The sequence below is a fragment of the Paenibacillus sp. TCA20 genome (assembly GCF_000732325.1).
GTDB lineage: Bacteria > Bacillota > Bacilli > Paenibacillales > Paenibacillaceae > Paenibacillus > Paenibacillus urinalis.
This window is the reverse complement of the sequence record NZ_BBIW01000002.1, coordinates 356,735-376,320: the sequence shown is the minus strand read 5'-3', so window position 1 is coordinate 376,320 and position 19,586 is coordinate 356,735. Positions and strand designations below refer to the sequence as shown.

At 43.4% G+C, this 19,586-nt stretch carries 3 protein-coding genes; all 3 read left to right on the top strand.

The window, feature by feature from the left end; all coding sequences use genetic code 11:
- The first annotated feature begins 1 nt into the window (after position 1).
- From TCA2_RS05345 to TCA2_RS05335, 3 genes are read left to right on the top strand one after another with little or no spacing between them, the layout of a single operon-like run.
- On the top strand, positions 2 to 3,760 hold the full coding sequence (locus TCA2_RS05345; protein ID WP_047910526.1) for a condensation domain-containing protein: 3,759 nt from the start codon (positions 2 to 4) through the stop codon (positions 3,758 to 3,760).
- Entirely contained in the window at positions 3,741 to 6,194 is a 2,454-nt protein-coding gene (locus TCA2_RS27830; protein ID WP_081872246.1) for a non-ribosomal peptide synthetase, read from the top strand. The genes TCA2_RS05345 and TCA2_RS27830 overlap by 20 nt, the downstream gene beginning before the upstream one ends.
- Positions 6,187 to 19,581: a non-ribosomal peptide synthetase gene (locus tag TCA2_RS05335; RefSeq protein WP_047910525.1), complete on the top strand. Its 13,395-nt coding sequence runs from the start codon at positions 6,187 to 6,189 to the stop codon at positions 19,579 to 19,581. Before TCA2_RS27830 ends, TCA2_RS05335 begins: the two co-directional genes overlap by 8 nt.
- Positions 19,582 to 19,586: the final 5 nt, after the last annotated feature.

Sequence of the window (19,586 nt, the reverse complement as noted above, 5' to 3'; positions counted from 1 at the left end):
GATGATGTTTAACCATTTGCTTGAAGATCGCATTCGACAGCTTCATACGCTATCCAATGTTAAGGTATCTCTCTTTAATGAACAAAAAAGTTTGGCGTATTCAAACGAATCCCGTCTTAACCGTGCCTCTGCCACACTACAGAGGGGAGAACATTTTACATATTCAAAACCGACAGTAAAAATGAAGGAGAAACTTAAAGGAACGAGTGAAAATAACTCTTCTCTACTTATAGGGAAGCCGTTAACTTGGAATGAAAGTGACCCCCATACATTAGTAGAGGCTTTTAATCAGACGGTTCTAAGATATCCTGACAAGAAAATTCATTACTATCTAAATAATGATGAGCGCATTGCATCCAATTACGCTGAGTTGTCACAGCAGGCCGAACGAATGCTTGGCGGACTTATCGCGCAAGGGCTTAGACCGGGTGATAAAGTCATTTTTCAAATCGAAAGAATTGATCATTTTGTTATCCTCTTCTGGAGCTGTGTCATGGGCGGATTTCTCCCTGCACCTATGAAGAACACATTGCAGCTCTCAGCGAATCACGCAGAAAGAATAAAATTTGAGAAGGTACGAAGCCTCCTCGAATCTCCACTTATCGTAACCGATCAACCAATACATCGTGCCAATGAAAAAATAATATCAACAAACGATTTGCTGCAATCCAATCCTTCTTCATATCGTCATCCAGCGAATGCCGAGGACTATGCTATGTTCCTATTCACCTCGGGTACAACCGGCATTCCAAAGTGTGTATCATACAGACACTCGAATATACTGTCCAACATTATAGGTATTCAGCGTCATTTACATTTAACGGAGAATGAGATCACGCTGAATTGGATGCCTCTATATCATGCAGGTGGGCTTCTAACCAACCACATTCTGGGTACCGTGATCGGTAGTGAACAAATTTTAAGTCCTGTTGAGAGGTTTCTATCGCGGCCGGCTGTATGGCTGGAAGATATGAGTTTGCACCAAGTAACCTTTTCTTGGGCTCCTAATTTTGGATACGATCAGATCAATCAACTAAATGGAGAAGCGATCGATCAGCAGTGGGATTTTACTTCCGTTAAGATTCTTTTAAATGTAGGTCAGCCCATTTCCGTGTTGACAGCGAAAAAGTTTTTGAGAAAACTAGCTCCTTTTGGATTAAGTAATAACAGCATTATACCTGCCTATGGAATGTCCGAATTTTCAGGAAGCTTATGTTTTGGGAGGCATTTAGATGACTCTCCGTCAACGGGCGTATATTTTGTGCGCAAGGACAGCCTGGATGACCATTTGATATTTGATGAAGGCAAGGATAGCAATGAGTCAGTAGCTTTTGTAGAGATAGGACAAGTCATTCCAGGTGTACAGCTTCGCATCTCCGATCCGAGTGGCGCTGAGCTTGGCGAAAAAACAGTGGGAAGAATTCAACTCAAAGGAAGTACGATCATTGACCATTATTTCAAGAATGAAGCAGCGACGAAGGAAGCTTTTACAGATGATGGATGGTTTGAAACGGGTGATTTAGGCTTTGTAAAAAACGGAAGTCTCATTCTAACGGGCAGAGAGAAAGATGTTCTTATTATCAATGCCAAGAATGTTTATAACTTTGAAGTTGAAGCGGTGATGGAGCAAGTCGAAGGAATCGTTCATGGTTATGTTGCTGCTGCCGGCGTGTCTGGCGGAGAGAATGGGAATGATCATTTATTGCTGTTCTTTAGTCCAATACACAATGAACCCGATTACTGCATTCTAATTATACAAAAATTGAGAGGGCTTATTTCTCGACAGTTTGGAGTTCATCCGAGATATGTAATTCCAGTCAGGAGTGAAAGCTTTCACCGTACGCCTACGGGAAAAATTCAGAGGCGGCTGCTTGTGAATGATCTAATGGAAGGTAGTTATGATGAGCTTCTAAGTGAATTGGATTGTCTAATGGAGAAACGTGTGCAGAAGAATAGACTACTCGGAGATTCTAAATTTAATAGAAGTCCAATAGAGTATTCAAATGTTCAAGAAGAAATTAAAATGACTGCGGATAACATCGAACAAAATATACTAATCTGCGTATATTATTCCTCAGATGAAGCAACAAGCTCGGAATGTGCGCTATATTCAAGCATTAGAGAAATATTGAAAGAGTACAATCTTACAGCGAGTGAAATAGAAGTCTACCAAATTCAAGAATCACAAGCGGAAAGGGATAACAATTCCGAAGAAAAGGCTGCCTTTCTGACGGACTGCTTCTGTAAGATTCTAGATTTGAATGAGCTGTCCGAGCAGGAGGATTTTTTTCAGCTAGGTGGCGATTCACTTAAAATGTCCAAGCTAATTACGATGATATATAGACGATATTCTATTCAGATTACAGCGGAACAATTCTTTGAACAGGCAACGGTAGCTGGCTTATTAGAAATGTTAAATGACGCAGAGGAGCAGACGGAGTTCCTAACGATCCCTGTTCGATCACGGAACAGCAACAGGCTGCCCTTGACGCTTAAACAGAAGAGTCAATGGTTCCTGCACATGATGGTTCCAGACAGCCCGTTCTATACATCCACCTTCTCTATCCGGTTTCAAGGTGACATTCAATATGACAAGCTCTATGGATGCTTGGCTGCTTTGTTTGAGCGCCATGAAGCACTGCGAGTTAGATTCGGGGTAGCAGACAACAGCCCTTATCAATATATTGAGGACAGCGTCCAGCCTTACGTTCAATTTGTTGATTTGAAAGAGTGGGACGAGGTAGAACGAGAGCTGCACCGCAATACATTTATTAAGAATGAGGCGAACAGACGCTTTGATCTTTTAAGTGACCCTTGCATTCGCTTAACACTATTGGCAAATAGTCTAGTAGATCATACGCTGGTTATTTCCATGCACCATATTATGTCAGACGGGTGGTCTGTTGAAATTTTTACGAATGAGCTTATTCAGCTTTATTTACAAGAAGAACTAGAGGAACAGACGGCGACGGCGACTTACTCTGATTACATCTTATGGCAGTCCGACCTAGAGAACACGTCTACCTCATTTTTATATAGTAAAGCAGAATATTGGAAAGAACAGATTGAAGGAACAAAAGGATCCTTGCAGGTGCCTCCTGATGCCCTACTCACTGAAACCTCCACATTTGCTGGAGATACGCTGGAAAAGGCAGTAGGCCCTCGTATGACCAAACTGGTTTACGAGAAAGTAGCTCATACGAATACGACTCTGTTTATGCTCTTGTTCGCGACATACTCTTATCTAATTCACCGTTTCTCAGGACAAGCCGAACTGCCGATTACGACTGTCATGGCCAATCGAAGCAGGCCAGATACCGAGAAACTCATCGGTTTTCTAGCCAATACGGTCGTCTTGAAGGTAGAGATCTCGGATGAGATGACTTTTGACGAATTATTGGATCAAGTGAAAAACACAGCTCTTGGAGCTTATCAACACCAAGATGTTCCCTTGGAAATGGTACTGAACAACATTTCAGGGAGAGAAGCAGGATCACTTCGTTCTCCCCTTCAAGTGATGTTCACGCTGCAGAATGAATTTACTCATCAATATTCGTTAGGTCAGACGTCAGCTTATATGACAATTGAAACCGGCAATACAGCCAAATATGACCTAATTATGCATGTGTATGAGGAGTCTGACGTGCTTAAGCTACGAATGGAATATAATACGGATTTATACCGAAGAGAGACGATTGAGAGATTACTGGATTATTACACGACAATACTGGAAGGGGTTGTTGATTATCAAACTGTCTAGCTTGAATTTCATGCCCGATCAGGAGAGGCGAAGACTTCTTCATGATTTTAACGACACGGTTGCTGATTACCCCAGGGAGATGACGATTCACAGCTTGTTTGAGCGACAAGTACAAAAGTCCGGAAGCCGAATCGCTTTGAAATTTGAAGAGCAGCAATTGACCTACGATCAGCTCAATAGTAGAGCAGAAGAGCTGGCAGAGGTCCTTCGTTCAAGGCAGATAAAGCCAAACCAGATTGTAGGCATCCTCTGTCCAAGAACAATGGACATGGTCATTTCAATTCTCGCTGTATTAAAAGCGGGCGGTGCTTATATGCCGATTGACACGGAGTATCCAGCAGATCGGATCAGTTACATGCTGGAGGACAGCGGAGCCGTGCTGTGCATCGCTCAGGATCATTCGCTAGTTCCAGAAGGAATGGATATCCCGGTCGTGAATCCAAAGGAGTCTCCGATCTTGTCAAGTTATGATCAGACTGGCGTCCAACATTATATGAGTGCACCTTCTGATCTTGCTTATATCATCTATACTTCAGGCTCTACAGGGAAACCAAAGGGAGTAATGATAGAGCATCGCAATGTCGTACGACTTCTGTTTAATGATAGAAACTTATTTGACTTTGCTGAGAAGGATGTTTGGACTTTATTCCATTCGTTCTGCTTTGATTTTTCGGTATGGGAAATGTACGGAGCCTTGTTATATGGAGGCACGCTGGTGATTGTTCCGCCAGCTGTGTCCCGGGAGCCGGCTAAATTTCTTAATCTGCTGCAAGTAGAGAAGGTAACCGTGCTTAACCAGACACCCACTGCATTTTATCAGTTGGCTAAGCTTGCATTAACGGTTCAGGAGAGCAGCCTTAAAGTTCGAACGGTTATTTTTGGGGGTGAGGCGCTTCAGCCCGCGATGTTAGCAGATTTTCAGCAACAATTCCCGAATACCAAGCTTATTAATATGTATGGTATTACGGAGACCACAGTTCATGTGACATATAAAGAGATTGGCATGAAGGAAATAAACAATCGTGTCAGTAACATTGGGAAACCCATTCCTACCCTTCAAATTTATATACTAGATGATAAACGTGAACTTGTACCTATTGGTGTAGAGGGCGAGATTTATGTTGCAGGAGATGGAGTTGCCAGGGGATATATTAATCTGCCGGAACTCACGGAAGCGCGTTTCGTAACATTGCCTTTTCTTCCAGGTGTACGCGTGTATCGGACAGGAGATCTGGCCCGTTGGAGTATGGATGGTGAGCTCGAGTATCTTGGCCGTATGGATCATCAAGTGAAGATTAGAGGCTACCGGATAGAATTAGGTGAAATCGAATCTAGATTATTACAAATTGAAGGGATTCAACATGCAGTGGTAACTGTCAAAAAGGATCGCTTCAATGAAGATAAATTGTGTGCCTATTACGTATCTGAACGCTCTCAACAAGCAGGGGAGCTAAGAAAACAATTGTCACTGCATCTTCCGCAGTATATGCTACCGGCTCACTTTTTCCACATGCCAGAGATTCCGATGACGATTAACAATAAAGTGGATGTAAAGCGGCTTCCGACACCTGGAGCCGTCTCTGAGTTGAATCAAACTGATCGTCTCGTTTTGCCAGAGTCTCCTATAGAGGAGAATATGCTTCGTATTTGGCAGGAGCTTCTTCATCAAGCCAATATGGGGGTAGACAGCAACTATTTCGAATTAGGCGGGGATTCCATCAGAGCCATTGAGTTGATCAGCATGATGAATAAAGAGCTGGGGACGAGTATGGAAATTATTGATCTATACAGGTATCCAACGATTCGAAGCCTGGTTCGGAACGGTCATCTCACGAATTCTATGGATGAAGAGAAAAGAAAAATGGAAGTAAAGCTGATCGAACAAAAAAAGGAATGGATAGAAAGTCCTCAGTACCGTTCTTTTCTTCCGCAGCACGTTCTGGATTTGTTTCCGATGAGTGACATTCAACAAGGCATGGTCTTTCACTACATACAGCATCAAGGCGAAGGGGTGTATCACGACCAATTTATATACCGTATTAATGGGCTTCGAATAACAGCCTCCATGCTTCATGAGGTTATGAATGAACTAGCCGGCAGACATCCTATGCTGCGTACGGGGTTTAATATCTCAGATTTTCCAGAGCCTGTTCAATATATATGTGAGCACATCGATTTCGAAGTGAAGGAGGTTCAACTCATCTCCTCCGACGTGGAATCAGAAATTACAGCTTATCTCAGAAAAGATCGTGAACACCCCTTTGATATAAATCAAGCACCTCTGTGGAGAATCGTGCTATTCACTTCTAATGAGGAAACATATATTGGCTGGATCTTTCATCATGCGATACTCGATGGATGGAGCGTAGCCGTTTTTATATCAGAGCTATTAAATTTATGTGGCATGTTGAGGGAGGAAGAAGTCATTGCTTAGTCCTATAAAATCAACCTATAAAGAATACGTGATTGAACAGCTGGCCCTTTCTTCAAATCAAGAGATGATCGACTACTGGCGTGCTGAGCTAAGCGACTATCGCAAGTATGAATTCCCTGAACAACCGAGATTAAGCAAGGTTATTGAATCCAATACTTCCATCAAGACCCTATCTTCTGAACGGTATAACGATTTGCAAAGAGCTGCACAGCAGCAGAGAGTGACGGTAAAATCCATTTGTTTAGCAGCTTACATCAGTACACTGTACATGTTCTCATATGAGAGTGATATCTTAATCGGCCTTGTAGAAAATGGTCGCCCTGTTTCACAAGATGGAGCACGCATGTTGGGGTGTTTCTTGAATACAGTGCCGCTTCGTACGATCTTCCAGCCAGGTATGAGCTGGGGAGACATCGTTCAGTACGTTCAAGTCAAGCAGAATGAATTGAAAAAGTATGGAAGACTTTCTTTAGTACAGATTCAAAAAGCAGTGGAAGAACAAAGCAGCATGGAAAATCCATTTTTCGATACGGCTTTCAATTTTATTGATTTTCACGTTTATGAAACGGTTAACGAAGGTTTGTTTGAATTCATGCCATTTAGCTTCGAAAGAACAAACACGTTACTTGATTTTAGCGTTTCAGTAACTCTCGGCGAATTATCCGTCAAGATGGTGTCCATGTATGACAAGCAGTTCACGGATCGGCTGTTTGACGTCTATCTGGGAGTTATGGATTGTATGATGAATGATACTCACCACAGCTTGGATACAGCAAGTATATTGACTATGGAAGAGAGAGAGAAGCTACAGCGTTATAATGATACAACTGCAGCCTATCCAAGAAATGAATCTATTGTAAGCTTGTTTAAGAAGCAAGTATCGACGGTTCCAGATCATCCTGCCCTCATTATGGGAGATGCGCAATTGACTTACAAAGAGCTAGACCAGCGTGTTGAAACAGCAGCTGCAGCTCTGCTTAATAAGGGAGTAAGGCCAGGAGCAACGATAGGCATGTTAGCCGAACGCTCCATGGACATGATCATTTCTATATTTGCTATCTTACGTGCTGGGAGCACTTACATCCCGCTTGATCCGGCTTATCCAGATGAAAGAGTTAGAGAGATCCTCACCGACAGCATGGCAAGCTGGCTTATTACGGATCAAGATCGAGTTATTCAGGGTTATCATGGAAAGATCCTTTCCATTCGAGACGATTTGTATAACGTGAATGAGATGACAGAGGTTCCCATTCCTGCTGCTTCCATTTCTCCGGAAGGTACAGCATATATAATGTATACTTCTGGTTCGACCGGAAAGCCAAAAGGGGTGGTGACAACTCATCGTAATATTGTCAAAACCTCGGTTAACAACGGGTTTATGGATGTACTAGCGTCGGATCGTATATTACAGTTATCCAATTATGCTTTTGATGGATCTACCTATGAGATTTTTGGCGCTCTGTTAAACGGTGCTTCTCTCGTTCTCATCTCCAAACAACAGCTGCTGAATGTTCAAGAACTGGCAAATTTGATGCTGACTCAGAAAATTACATCCTGCTTCATGACAGCAGCCTTGTTTAATACACTGGTTGATTGGGATGTTCATAGCCTTAGATATGTAAGAAGGCTGTTCTTTGGGGGAGAGGCTGCATCTAAAACTCATGTTACAAAAGCGCTCGAAGTACTCGGGGCAAACAAGCTGGTCAATGGATATGGACCTACAGAAACAACCGTGTTTGCATCGACTTATTCCGTAGACGAGCGTTTGTTGACTTACGATACCGTTCCAATCGGGAAGCCAATTCATAACACAAGAGTGTATGTCCTTAATCGAATGGGACAGCTTCAACCCTTAGGGGTTCCAGGCGAGCTCTGTGTTACGGGTGATGGACTGGCCTCAGGTTATCTTAACCGGCAAGATTTAAGTGACGAGCGATTTGTGTCATGTCCTTTTGAGCCAGGACAGAGAATGTATAGAACAGGTGATCTAGTCAGATGGCTGCCTGATGGAATGCTGGAATACAGAGGAAGAATTGATCAGCAAGTGAAAATTCGCGGCAATCGAGTAGAGCTCACAGAAATTCAAGGTAAGCTGGTCGAAATCGCTTCGATTAAAGAGGCGGTAGTCACCGCTCAGCGCGATCCGCATGGACATTCTTACCTGTGTGCTTATGTTGTTCCAGAGGGAACTGAGAATAGGGTGCAGGAGTGGAAAAAAGAATTACGACATACGCTTCCTGAATATATGATACCGAGTACATTTATTACGATAAGTATGCTTCCAAAAACCTCAAACGGTAAATTAGATCACAAGGCATTGCCTGCACCTGAGCAGCTGGAACACGACAATTATTCAGCTCCTACGAATGAATTGGAAGAGAGATTAATTTCGTTATGGGAAGAAACACTTCAACTTAAGAGAATAGGTATTGATGAGCATTTCTTTGAAATCGGGGGCCATTCGCTCAAAGCAATGATGCTGGCGGCAAAGATTCAGAAAAGCTTCGGAGTCCATATATCATTACAGGATGTATTTAAGCTGCCTACTATACGAGAGATGGCGGAGTGGATGGTTAATAAACAGAAATCTCACCTACTAAAGATTCAGCCAGCAGCTCCTCGGGAATTCTATCCGGCTTCGTCGATTCAAAAGCGACTATATATCGTTCAGCAATTCGAAAATGCGAACACAAGCTACAATATGCCAATAACTGTGGATCTGAAGGGCAGGATTAGTGTCGAAAAGCTTGAGCAGAACATCCTTGAGCTTATTCAAAGACATGAAGTGCTGCGAACATCTTTTGAAATACAAAATGGTGAGCTATGTCAAAAAATTCATCGAACACAAGATCTAGTACCGTTCATATTAGAGCAGGAAATGTTAAGGGATGATGAATCATCAGAAGAGGCAGTTAAACGATTTGCAAGTCAATTCATTGCTGCATTTGATCTGGGACAGGCTCCACTTTTTAGAGCAGGTCTTGTGAAACTAGCAGATGATCATCACATCCTTATGTTAGATATGCATCATATTATATCGGATGGAATGTCGATCCAAATTTTATTGAAGGACTTGATCGCATTATACGAAGAGAAAGAGCTGCCAGAAATTCGTATTCATTATAAAGATTTTGCGGTTTGGGAATCGGAACTGGATGAGAGAAGATACGAGAGCAGTGAGCGTTATTGGCTGTCCAAATTCAAGCAGCATCCGGCAGTTATCGATATTCCAACAGATTATGTTAGACCTGTACAACGAAGCTTTGACGGTGAACGTGTTCATATGAAGATACCTAATGGACTAGTGAGTAGATTGCGGAATGTATCCGCTGCTCGTCACGATACATTATTCATGATCATGATGGCAGCATACCAAGTGCTGCTTGCCAAGTATTCAGGACAAGATGACATCGTGGTTGGAACACCATTCTCACTACGAGGAGAAGTGGGAGAAGAGAGTCTGACCGGTATGTTTGCCAACACGCTTGCGATTCGGACTACACCTGATTCAGGGCTGCTCGTTCGGGAATACCTGGATTCCGTTCATAAGCACATTCTGTCCGCGTTCGAGCACGGGATGTATCCTTTACAGAAATTAATAAATCGCCTATCTCTGTCTACCGATCATCGTCGTCATCCTTTGTTTGAGACGATGTTTGTTGTGCAGGAGCAGGAGCAGGAGCCACTGGCGAATACTGGACTTACTGTAGATTACTCCGAATGGGATCAGGGCACATCGAAATTCGATATGACATGGATTTGCTCTGCATCCGAAGAGGGGATGGAGCTCGGAATTGAGTACCGGACGGATTTGTGGACACCAGAAACGATTCAAAGAATAGCTCATCATTACTTCCATATTCTTAACCAGCTTCTTGAATATCCTAATTTAAGAATTGGAGATGTAGAGCTGCTAACATCAACGGAGGCAGAACAGCTTGACGAGTGGAACAACACGGATGCGGATTATCCTGCGCACCTCAGCATTGCTGAATTATTTGAGCAGCAAAGCAAGGTTAGAGGTGAGGCAGATGCTCTAATTATGGGCAGAAATACAATGTCTTACAGAGCACTGAATGAAGCTGCTAATCAACTAGCATGGTATCTATTCCAAGAAGGATTGCAGTCAGGACAGCGAGTGGGACTATTAATGGATCGCTCAATGGATATGATTGTAATCATTCTGGCGGTGGTGAAGGCAGGAGGGGTGTATGTTCCGCTAGATCCAACGTTTCCAGAGGATCGAATTCTCTTCATGCTGGAGGATAGTCAAGCAGATCTCGTCATTGCATCGGATGGGTATGAGCTGTCTGGTTATGAAGGGGAATTTATTCATTACAATACATCACTATGGTCAAGTGCGCCTAATTCCGATCTGGGACAATACCGTCAAATTGAACCTACACAGCCTTTATATATTATGTATACGTCTGGTTCAACAGGAACACCTAAGGGAGTTGTCGCAACACATCGTAACATTGTAAAGACAATGATCAATAACGGTTATTTACTGATTAATCATAGTGACCGCTTTCTGCAGGCTTCTAACTATGCCTTTGACGGTGCAACATTTGATATATTTGGTGCCTTACTCCATGGTGCTTCGCTCGTTCTAATTGAGCGCACAGAGATGCTTAATGCTGCTGCTATGGTAGATGTTATATCGAGTCAGCAGATCACGGTTCTTTTTCTTACGACAGCGTTGTTTAATACACTTATTGACTTCGACTCCGGCTGCTTTTTGGGAACCAGAAAAGTGCTGTTCGGCGGGGAGAAGGTATCTGTAAATCATGTAGGTAAAGCACTCGATGTACTAGGTGAAGGACGACTTATCCATATGTATGGTCCAACAGAAGCGACTGTGTTCTCGACATTTCACGAGATCAGCTCGGCATCACATGTCCCTATTGGCCGTCCCATGAATAACACAACCATCTATGTGTTAAACAAATCAGGCCAACGGCAGCCTATTGGTATACCGGGTGAATTATACATTGGCGGAGATGGTATAGCACTCACTTATTTGAACAGGCCAGAGCTTACATCTGAAAGATTCGTCGTAATTCCACGTCTAACGTCGTCCCGTTTGTACAAAACAGGAGATTGCGTAAAAATGCTCCCGGATGGCAGCCTGGAATTTGTGGAACGAATCGATCTTCAAGTGAAAATCAGAGGACATCGAATTGAGCTGGGTGAGATAGAAGCTCAAATTCGAATGCTAGAGGGAGTTCAAGAGACCGTTGTAGTCGCCAATTCGGATGAACAAGGACATTCCTATCTAGGCGCCTATATTGTACCGGAAGACAAACGATTGCTAACCAAGAAGCTAACCCCTCATAGGATTGCCAGCTGGAAGAACGAACTTAAGCCTTACTTGCCAGAGTACATGATTCCTACAGTATTTGTGACGTTAGAAGAGCTTCCCTTAACAAGTAACGGCAAGGTGGACCGTAGGTCATTGCCTAAGCCTGAGCTTAGACATGGTGATCATTATGCTCCTGCCACTAACGAAACGCAGAAGGTGCTCGTCAGCTTATGGGAAGAGGTTCTAGGGATCAGCAGGATCGGAATTTATGATCATTTCTTTGAGATTGGTGGTCATTCCCTTAAAGCGATGATGCTCGTGGGCAGAATTCATCAACAATTTAATGTCAAAATGTCCTTGTCTGATATATTTCAAATGCCCATTCTTGAAGATATGTCCGCTTGGATTCAGCAGTCAGACCTGCAGCCTCATATGGCTATTGAATCGGTGCCAGAACAGTCAGAGTATCCTTTAACGGATCTTCAGAAGCAAATCTATTATGCATATCAACACGAAGAAGCTGCTCTCAGCTATAATATGCCAATGCTATTTGAGCTTAAAGGAATGCTTGATGTTGATAGACTCGAGGCTTCCTTTGTTCGAATTATTGGGCGTCATGAGGCCCTAAGAACATCAATTCATTTGGAATCAGGTCAGTTTTCACAAAGGATATGCGACACGAGCAAGCTTGAATGGCGATTATCCCGTGATGTGCTGGAGAACAGGTCAGAGGAAGTTGACATGCAAGATAATCTGAACCAATGGATGACTGGATTTGTGAAGCCTTTTCAATTAAATATTGCCCCACTATTTCGGGTGTCATTGTTAACCGTTCATCCTGAGCTTCACTACTTGGCGTTAGATACACATCATATTATTTCGGATGGAGCTTCTACGGAGCTGATCTACGAAGAGCTGATGACTTTATATCGTGGTCTTCCTCTCAAACCGGTTAGAGTGCAGTATAAGGACTACGCAGTATGGAAGAACGAACGGATCAAAGATAAAGCATATCAAGAAAGTGAGCAGTTTTGGCTTGCGGAGTTCTCGGATTTTGAAGGAACTGCAGAGCTGCCAATGGACAATCAACGTCCAGCTGTCAAAAGTCCGCAGGGAAGCATATACCGATTCGACTTGCCTGATAAGCTATGTGAGCTTCTCAGGCAAGAAGCTGAGAAGTATAGCACAACGCACTTCACACTGCTTCTCGCTGCTTATAGCACGCTCTTAGCGAGATATTCGGGGGAAGAGGATATTGTTGTAGGTACACCCATTGCAGGACGTAACCATGCGGATACCCAACAAACGATGGGCATGTTTGTAAATACACTGCCGCTTCGGGTTAAACCCGACTCAGCTAAAACCGTTGGCGAATATATTACGAATCTTAAGCAGGATATCCTTGATGCGTTTGAACACGGAGAGTATTCACTTAGCAGCTTAACTGAGAAGCTGAACATTCCGTTTAGTCCGAGTAGAAATCCGCTTTTTGACACCCTTTTTGTTCTACAGGATATGAGATTGAACGCTACAGCGTTGCCGGAACTGAACATTCGGCCTATGAAGTGGCGTGGCCAGCAAGCAAAGTTTGATATGACCTGGGCATGGCAGGAAGAAGAAGGGCAAATGAAGGCAGAGATTGAATATCGTTCTGATCTATGGAATGAGGCTTCAATTGCAAGAATGGCTGCTCATTATGAACGATTACTACATGAAATGCTTATTCACCGGAATACGAAATTGAGGGATCTCGAAATGCAGTCGGATGCAGAATACGATCAATTTGAACAATGGAATCAGACCCAGTCTCACTATCCGAATGATCTGTCTTTAATCGATCTTTTCGAACGAAGAGCTAAAGAGCAACCCGGACACATAGCTCTGCAGTATCAAGAACAAGAAATTTCGTACAGGACGTTAAACGACCGTGTCGTTCGAATGGCAGGCTACTTGTGGAGGCATGGCATACGTCCTGGCAGCTGCGTCGGATTGCTCGCTGATCGTAATCCAGAAATGATCGTCTCTATATTGGCTATATTGAAAGTTGGGGCCGCTTATGTTCCGCTTGACCCGAGCTTTCCTGATGAGAGGCTTCATTTTATGCTGGAAAACAGCGCGGCAAAGTGGCTCATTGCTGAAGAAGGAAGGACCATTTCACAATATGCAGGGACGGTCATTTCATTGTCTGAGCCGGAAATCTACGCCGAGAATTCTTTCATATCCACCAGAACATATGCAACAGGCGCTGACACAGCTTATGTAATGTATACTTCTGGATCAACAGGACAGCCAAAAGGAGTTATCACGACTCATAAGAATGTAATAAATGTTTGCTGTAATAATGGATTTGTAGAGCTGGGTCCTGGAGACCGAATGCTGCAGCTGTCAAATTATGCATTTGACGGATCAACCTTCGATATTTTCGGTGCTTTGTTAAATGGAGCAACGCTCGTCTTAATGCCAAGCACGATGCTTCAAGACGTTTCTGTCCTATCCTCCACCTTCAGAAGCGAGAATATTACCGTACAGTTTATGACAACGGCATTGTTCAATACAATGGTGGATTATGATATGGATTGCTTAAAGGGACTGCGCAAGATCATATTCGGCGGTGAAGCTGCTTCATATCAACATGTACTTAAGGTGCTCAACGCTCTAGGAGAGCATAAGGTGATTAATGCCTATGGACCAACGGAAACAACCGTATTTGCATCCATGTATTCGGTGGATCATCACATAAAGACAACGAAGAATATACCTATTGGTCGGCCGATAAGGAACACAAGGTTTTACGTATTAAATGCGAAGGGTAAGCTGCAGCCAGTGGGCATTCCAGGTGAGCTGTATATTGCAGGTGATGGTCTTGCAGAGGGATATTTAAGTCAACCCGAACTAACAAGCAGCAAGTTTATAGACGGCTTCCATGAGAAAGAGCGAATGTATCGTACAGGCGATATCGTAAAATGGCTGCCTAATGGAGAGCTGACTTATATAAGTAGAGCCGACGGGCAGTTAAAAATACGGGGCAACCGGATTGAATCCGATGAAGTTAAGAAGGCGATCATTTCTCTGCCTGACGTAAACGAGGCCGTCGTTGCGGGACATAGAGATCAGAATGGAACGTCAATACTTGTGGCATATGTGGTTTGTGACTCTCCAGCCCAGTCTAGCGAAGAAAAATTGATTGTAGAATGGAGACAGAGGCTCAGGTCCGTTTTGCCAGAATATATGATTCCGTCCTTGTTTATATTGCTTGATTCACTTCCACTAAATCATAACGGAAAAGTAGATTGGAGAGCTCTTCCAGAGCCCGAGATAACAGGTTCTTCTTACGTAGAACCGACCTCAGATACGGAAATCGAGCTTGCACAGCTCTGGTCGGAGCTGCTGGGAATAGAAACGATTGGATCTTCAGATTCGTTCTTCCTGCTTGGAGGGCATTCCCTAAAGGCGATGATGCTTGCAGCCCGCATATCTGAGCGCTGGGCAGTAAAGATTGCCTTACCTGAGCTATTCAACGCAGGAACTTTAGCTGAGATGGCTGGGCTTATTGAAAAAGGATGTATACAAAAATATGCTCCGATTCCGAAGGCTGCAGAACAAGTCAGCTATCCTGTATCATCTGCACAAAAAAGGCTGTATCTTATCGAGCAGTTTGAAGATACAAATAACAGCTATAATATGCCTATTGTTATGAGGATGAAAGGAACATTGGTGATAGAGCGTTTGGAACTCGCACTTATAAAGCTAATTCATCGTCACGAGGCTTTGCGAACCAGCTATGCAATGGAAGAGGGCGAAGTCAGGCAGCGAATTCATCCGATCAATGAGATTGAATTTAAGCTTATTAGAGGTGAAAATGTACAAGAATTGTCCTTGAATGCTTTTATCGAATCTTGCTTGGGTGCATTTATACGCCCCTTCGATTTAAGCACAGCACCTCTCATTAGGGCGGGTTTGTATCATTCCTCAAATGAAGAGTTTTTACTATTCATAGATACTCACCATATTGCTTCGGATGGAATAACAACAGGCATTCTGTATCGAGACTTAATCAGGTTATACGAGGGACAACAATTAAAGGCGCTGCCTGCTCAATATAAGGATTACGCATCGTGGCAGACACACAGGCGATTAGAACCGGATTATTCGGCAAGTGAACAGTTCTGGGTTGGCAAATTTGAGGAGCCTCCTGCAGTCATCGATATTCTAACCGAAGGAAGAAGACCGATGAGAAGGCGATTTGATGGAGCGGTGTATTCATTCGAAATCGAGCCTGAACTATACGAGCAGCTTAAGGAATTATCGATTCGGACCCAATCCACAATGTTCATGATCCTTCTAGCCGGATACAATCTTCTTCTGTCCAAATATACTGCGGAGAAAGATATTGTGGTCGGTACACAAATTGCTGGAAGATATCATTCGGATACCGCTTCTATTGCAGGAATGTTTGTTAATACCATTGCACTTCGCAATCGTGTAGAAGGTCATTATCAGGTCGAAGAATGGATAAGTCTTGTTCGCTCAGAAACGCTGCAGGCTTTTGAACACGGAGAATATCCTTTGGATGAGCTCGTTGAGAAGCTCCGTATCAACAGAGATCCAGGCAGGAGTCCGCTGTTCGATACCATGTTCGTGCTTCAAGACGCAAGGCCTGAAATAACTCATTTGAACGAGCTGGATATTGAGCCGCTCGAATGGGCGACTCGTACTGCCAAATTTGATATGACCTGGGCAGTTGATGATCATGATGATTTGTTAAAAATGACTGTGGAGTATAGTACGGAGCTGTATCAAGAGGAACAGATTGATCGAATGGCACACCATTTTGTCCATATTCTGAATCAAATGACTTCCCAGCCTAATAGGCAGTTACAGCAGCTGCAGCTGATTACTGCAGAAGAAGAGAAGCAGATTCTCGAGTGCTTCAACAGCACTGCTGCCTCGTACCCTCGACTTCAGAATATTATAGAGCTGTTTGAGGAGCAGGTCTTACGAAGACCGGATCATACAGCGGTTCAATTTGACCAAGAGTCATTAACCTATTCGGATCTTAACAGACTGACCAGACAGTTTGCTGGTGTGTTAATTAAGAAAGGACTCCGTCCAGGAACAGCAGTCGGGATACGCTCTGAACGTTCTATAGAAATGATCGTCGGAATATTAGGGATTTTGCGGGCAGGTGGTGCATATGTGCCGATCGATCCTTCATACCCTGATGAACGTGCTGCTTATATGTTAAACAACAGTGGTGCTTCGATCCTGGCGGCTCCTAATGATACTAGCCTAGATGGATTCCATGGAGTATATGTACCTCTAGAGCCATTTTATTGGAGCAATATTGAAGCTGTTGAAGTTGAAAAGATACAGATTGATCCGGAAATGCCTGCCTATATCATGTATACATCAGGTTCAACTGGAGAGCCAAAAGGGGTTGTAACAACACATCAAAATGTTGTGAAGACTTCCATAAATAACGGATTTGTTGACCTCAAACCAGAGGATCGGATTCTTCAGTTGTCCAACTACGCTTTTGACGGATCAACGTTTGAAATTTTTGGTTCGCTCTTAAACGGAAGCACCCTTATTGTCATCCGGAAAGAAGATGTTCTGGATATCGCTAAGCTAGCGGCAATTATTGAGAAGGAGCACATAGCATCCTTTTTCATCACGACCACACTCTTCAACGCACTGGTTGACTATGATGTTACGTCTCTAAAACATACAAAGAGGGTATTCGTCGGAGGTGAAGCGACTTCTAAGCCTCATATGCTCAGTGCTTATGAATATTTGGGAGCAAACCGAATAGCGAATGGCTACGGGCCTACGGAAACAACGGTTTTCGCGACAACCTACAATGTAGATGAAACACTTCAATCCAAGCATTCAGTACCGATTGGCCGACCTATTCACAATACAAGGACTTATGTAATTAGCGAGGAAGGACATTTGCAGCCGATTGGCATCGCAGGAGAATTGTATATTGCAGGAGACGGTCTTGCCCAGGAATATCTTGGGGAACCCCAGATGACCCGTAGTCGGTTTACATCTATACCGTCACTCAGAGAACAGAGATTATACCGTTCAGGAGATAAGGTAAAATGGCTGCCAGATGGAAGCTTAGAGTTCATTTCAAGAATAGATCACCAGGTTAAAATTCGTGGACATCGCGTTGAGCCAGGGGAGATCGAAGCAAGGCTCTTGGAGCATCCATTGGTGAAAGAAGCCGTAGTCATTGCTAGGAAGAACGATTCAGCACATCATCTATGTGCATATCTGGTGAATTCTGAAAATGTATCGACACAGGAAATCAGGAGGTTTGTACAAGAAAAACTGCCTGAGTATATGATACCGTCTTACTTTATATTCTTAGCCCAGCTTCCTTTGACTCGAAATGGCAAGTTGGATCATCGAGCATTACCGGACCCAGACTTTACTCTCATTCAAGCTAGCTACATTGCGCCACAGACAGAGGAGGAAATCGTGCTGTCTGAAGTATGGACAGAGGTGCTTGGTGTTGATCAAATGGGCGTAGAAGATAACTTTTTCACACTCGGTGGAGATTCCATCAAATCGATCCAGATTGTTTCGAAGCTGGCTAAACTGAACTGGAAGCTGCAGGTTAAGCATCTAATGCTGTATCCAACCATTGCCGAATGCGCGCTGTATCTTGAACGGACAGAGACGAAAAGAGCGTCTTCAAGCCTTTCGGTTGGAGAAGTACCGCTTACTCCCATTCAAGCTTGGTTCTTCGAACAAAATCTGGAGCATGAAGGGCACTTTAATCAATCTATGGTGCTGTATAATGCGCGAGGATGGAATGAGCAGGTCCTGCATAAATCCTTAGCTCAGTTGATTGCTGAACATGATGCCCTTCGAATTCGCTTCATCAAGGAGAATGCGGTCGCGAAGCAGATCGTTTGTCCTATGGAGGAAGGCCCTTTCTATACATTGGATACGTATGAGCTTGACGAGGATACCGATCAGACATCACAAATCGAATACCTAGCAACGGGGATTCAATCACAGATGGATATTACACGTATGCTGGTTAAGATTGGAATATTTAAAACAAATCAAGGAGATCATCTGCTCATTGCCATGCATCATTTAATTATTGATGGGGTGTCCTGGCGAATCCTCATCGAGGACTTAATGCAAATCTATAACTCGATGCTTGCGGGAGAGGAACCTGTGAACCTAGGTAAGACGGACACTTATTATGACTGGAGTCACCGTCTTACAGCTCAAGCGGTTAGAGGGAATTATCGAAGTGAAGCCTCTTACTGGAATGAAATAGAGGAACGGGCTTCATCGCTTTCAAATAGCAAGCAGGAACCGTGCACGTACAAAGAAAGTGCAACCTTAAGCATGGAACTGGATGTAATGATGACCCTGCAGCTCCTGACCGAGGTTCATCGAGCTTATCATACAGAAGTTAATGATCTGCTGTTATCTGCTCTGGCATTGACTTACGAGACCGAAACACTCATTCATTTGGAAGGACACGGAAGAGAAGAATTAGTAGAAGAAACGGATCTGAGCCGTACGATCGGATGGTTCACTTCGATTTATCCCGTGATCCTGTCTTCCTCTCAAGACTATGGTGACACGCTTAGAAATACAAAGGAAATGCTGCGCGGCATTCCGAACAAAGGCGCAGGATACGGTGTTCTCAAGTATTTGACCACAGATATGGATGAAGGCGTTACAGCTTCGAATCCAGATATTGTATTTAACTATCTGGGTCAATTTGAGAGCCATGAGAATAACCAACCTGAATATTTTTCACCAATGCCTATGGGGAATCTCATTAGCCCACAAAATAGGATGACACATCAGGAAGAATGGAACTGTGTCATCAGCGAGAGCCAATTCAAGCTCACTTATCGCTATAACCCAATAGTTATCGGGGAGAACACGGCGCATCTTCGGCTGGAGCAGTTTAAATCTCATTTACAATCTTTAATTCATCATTGTATCGATCGAGAAGAAGAGTACACACCTAGTGATTACACAGATTCAGATCTGACTTTTGATGAGCTGGACGATATTGAGGACATCATCAAGGGACTTTGATTTCT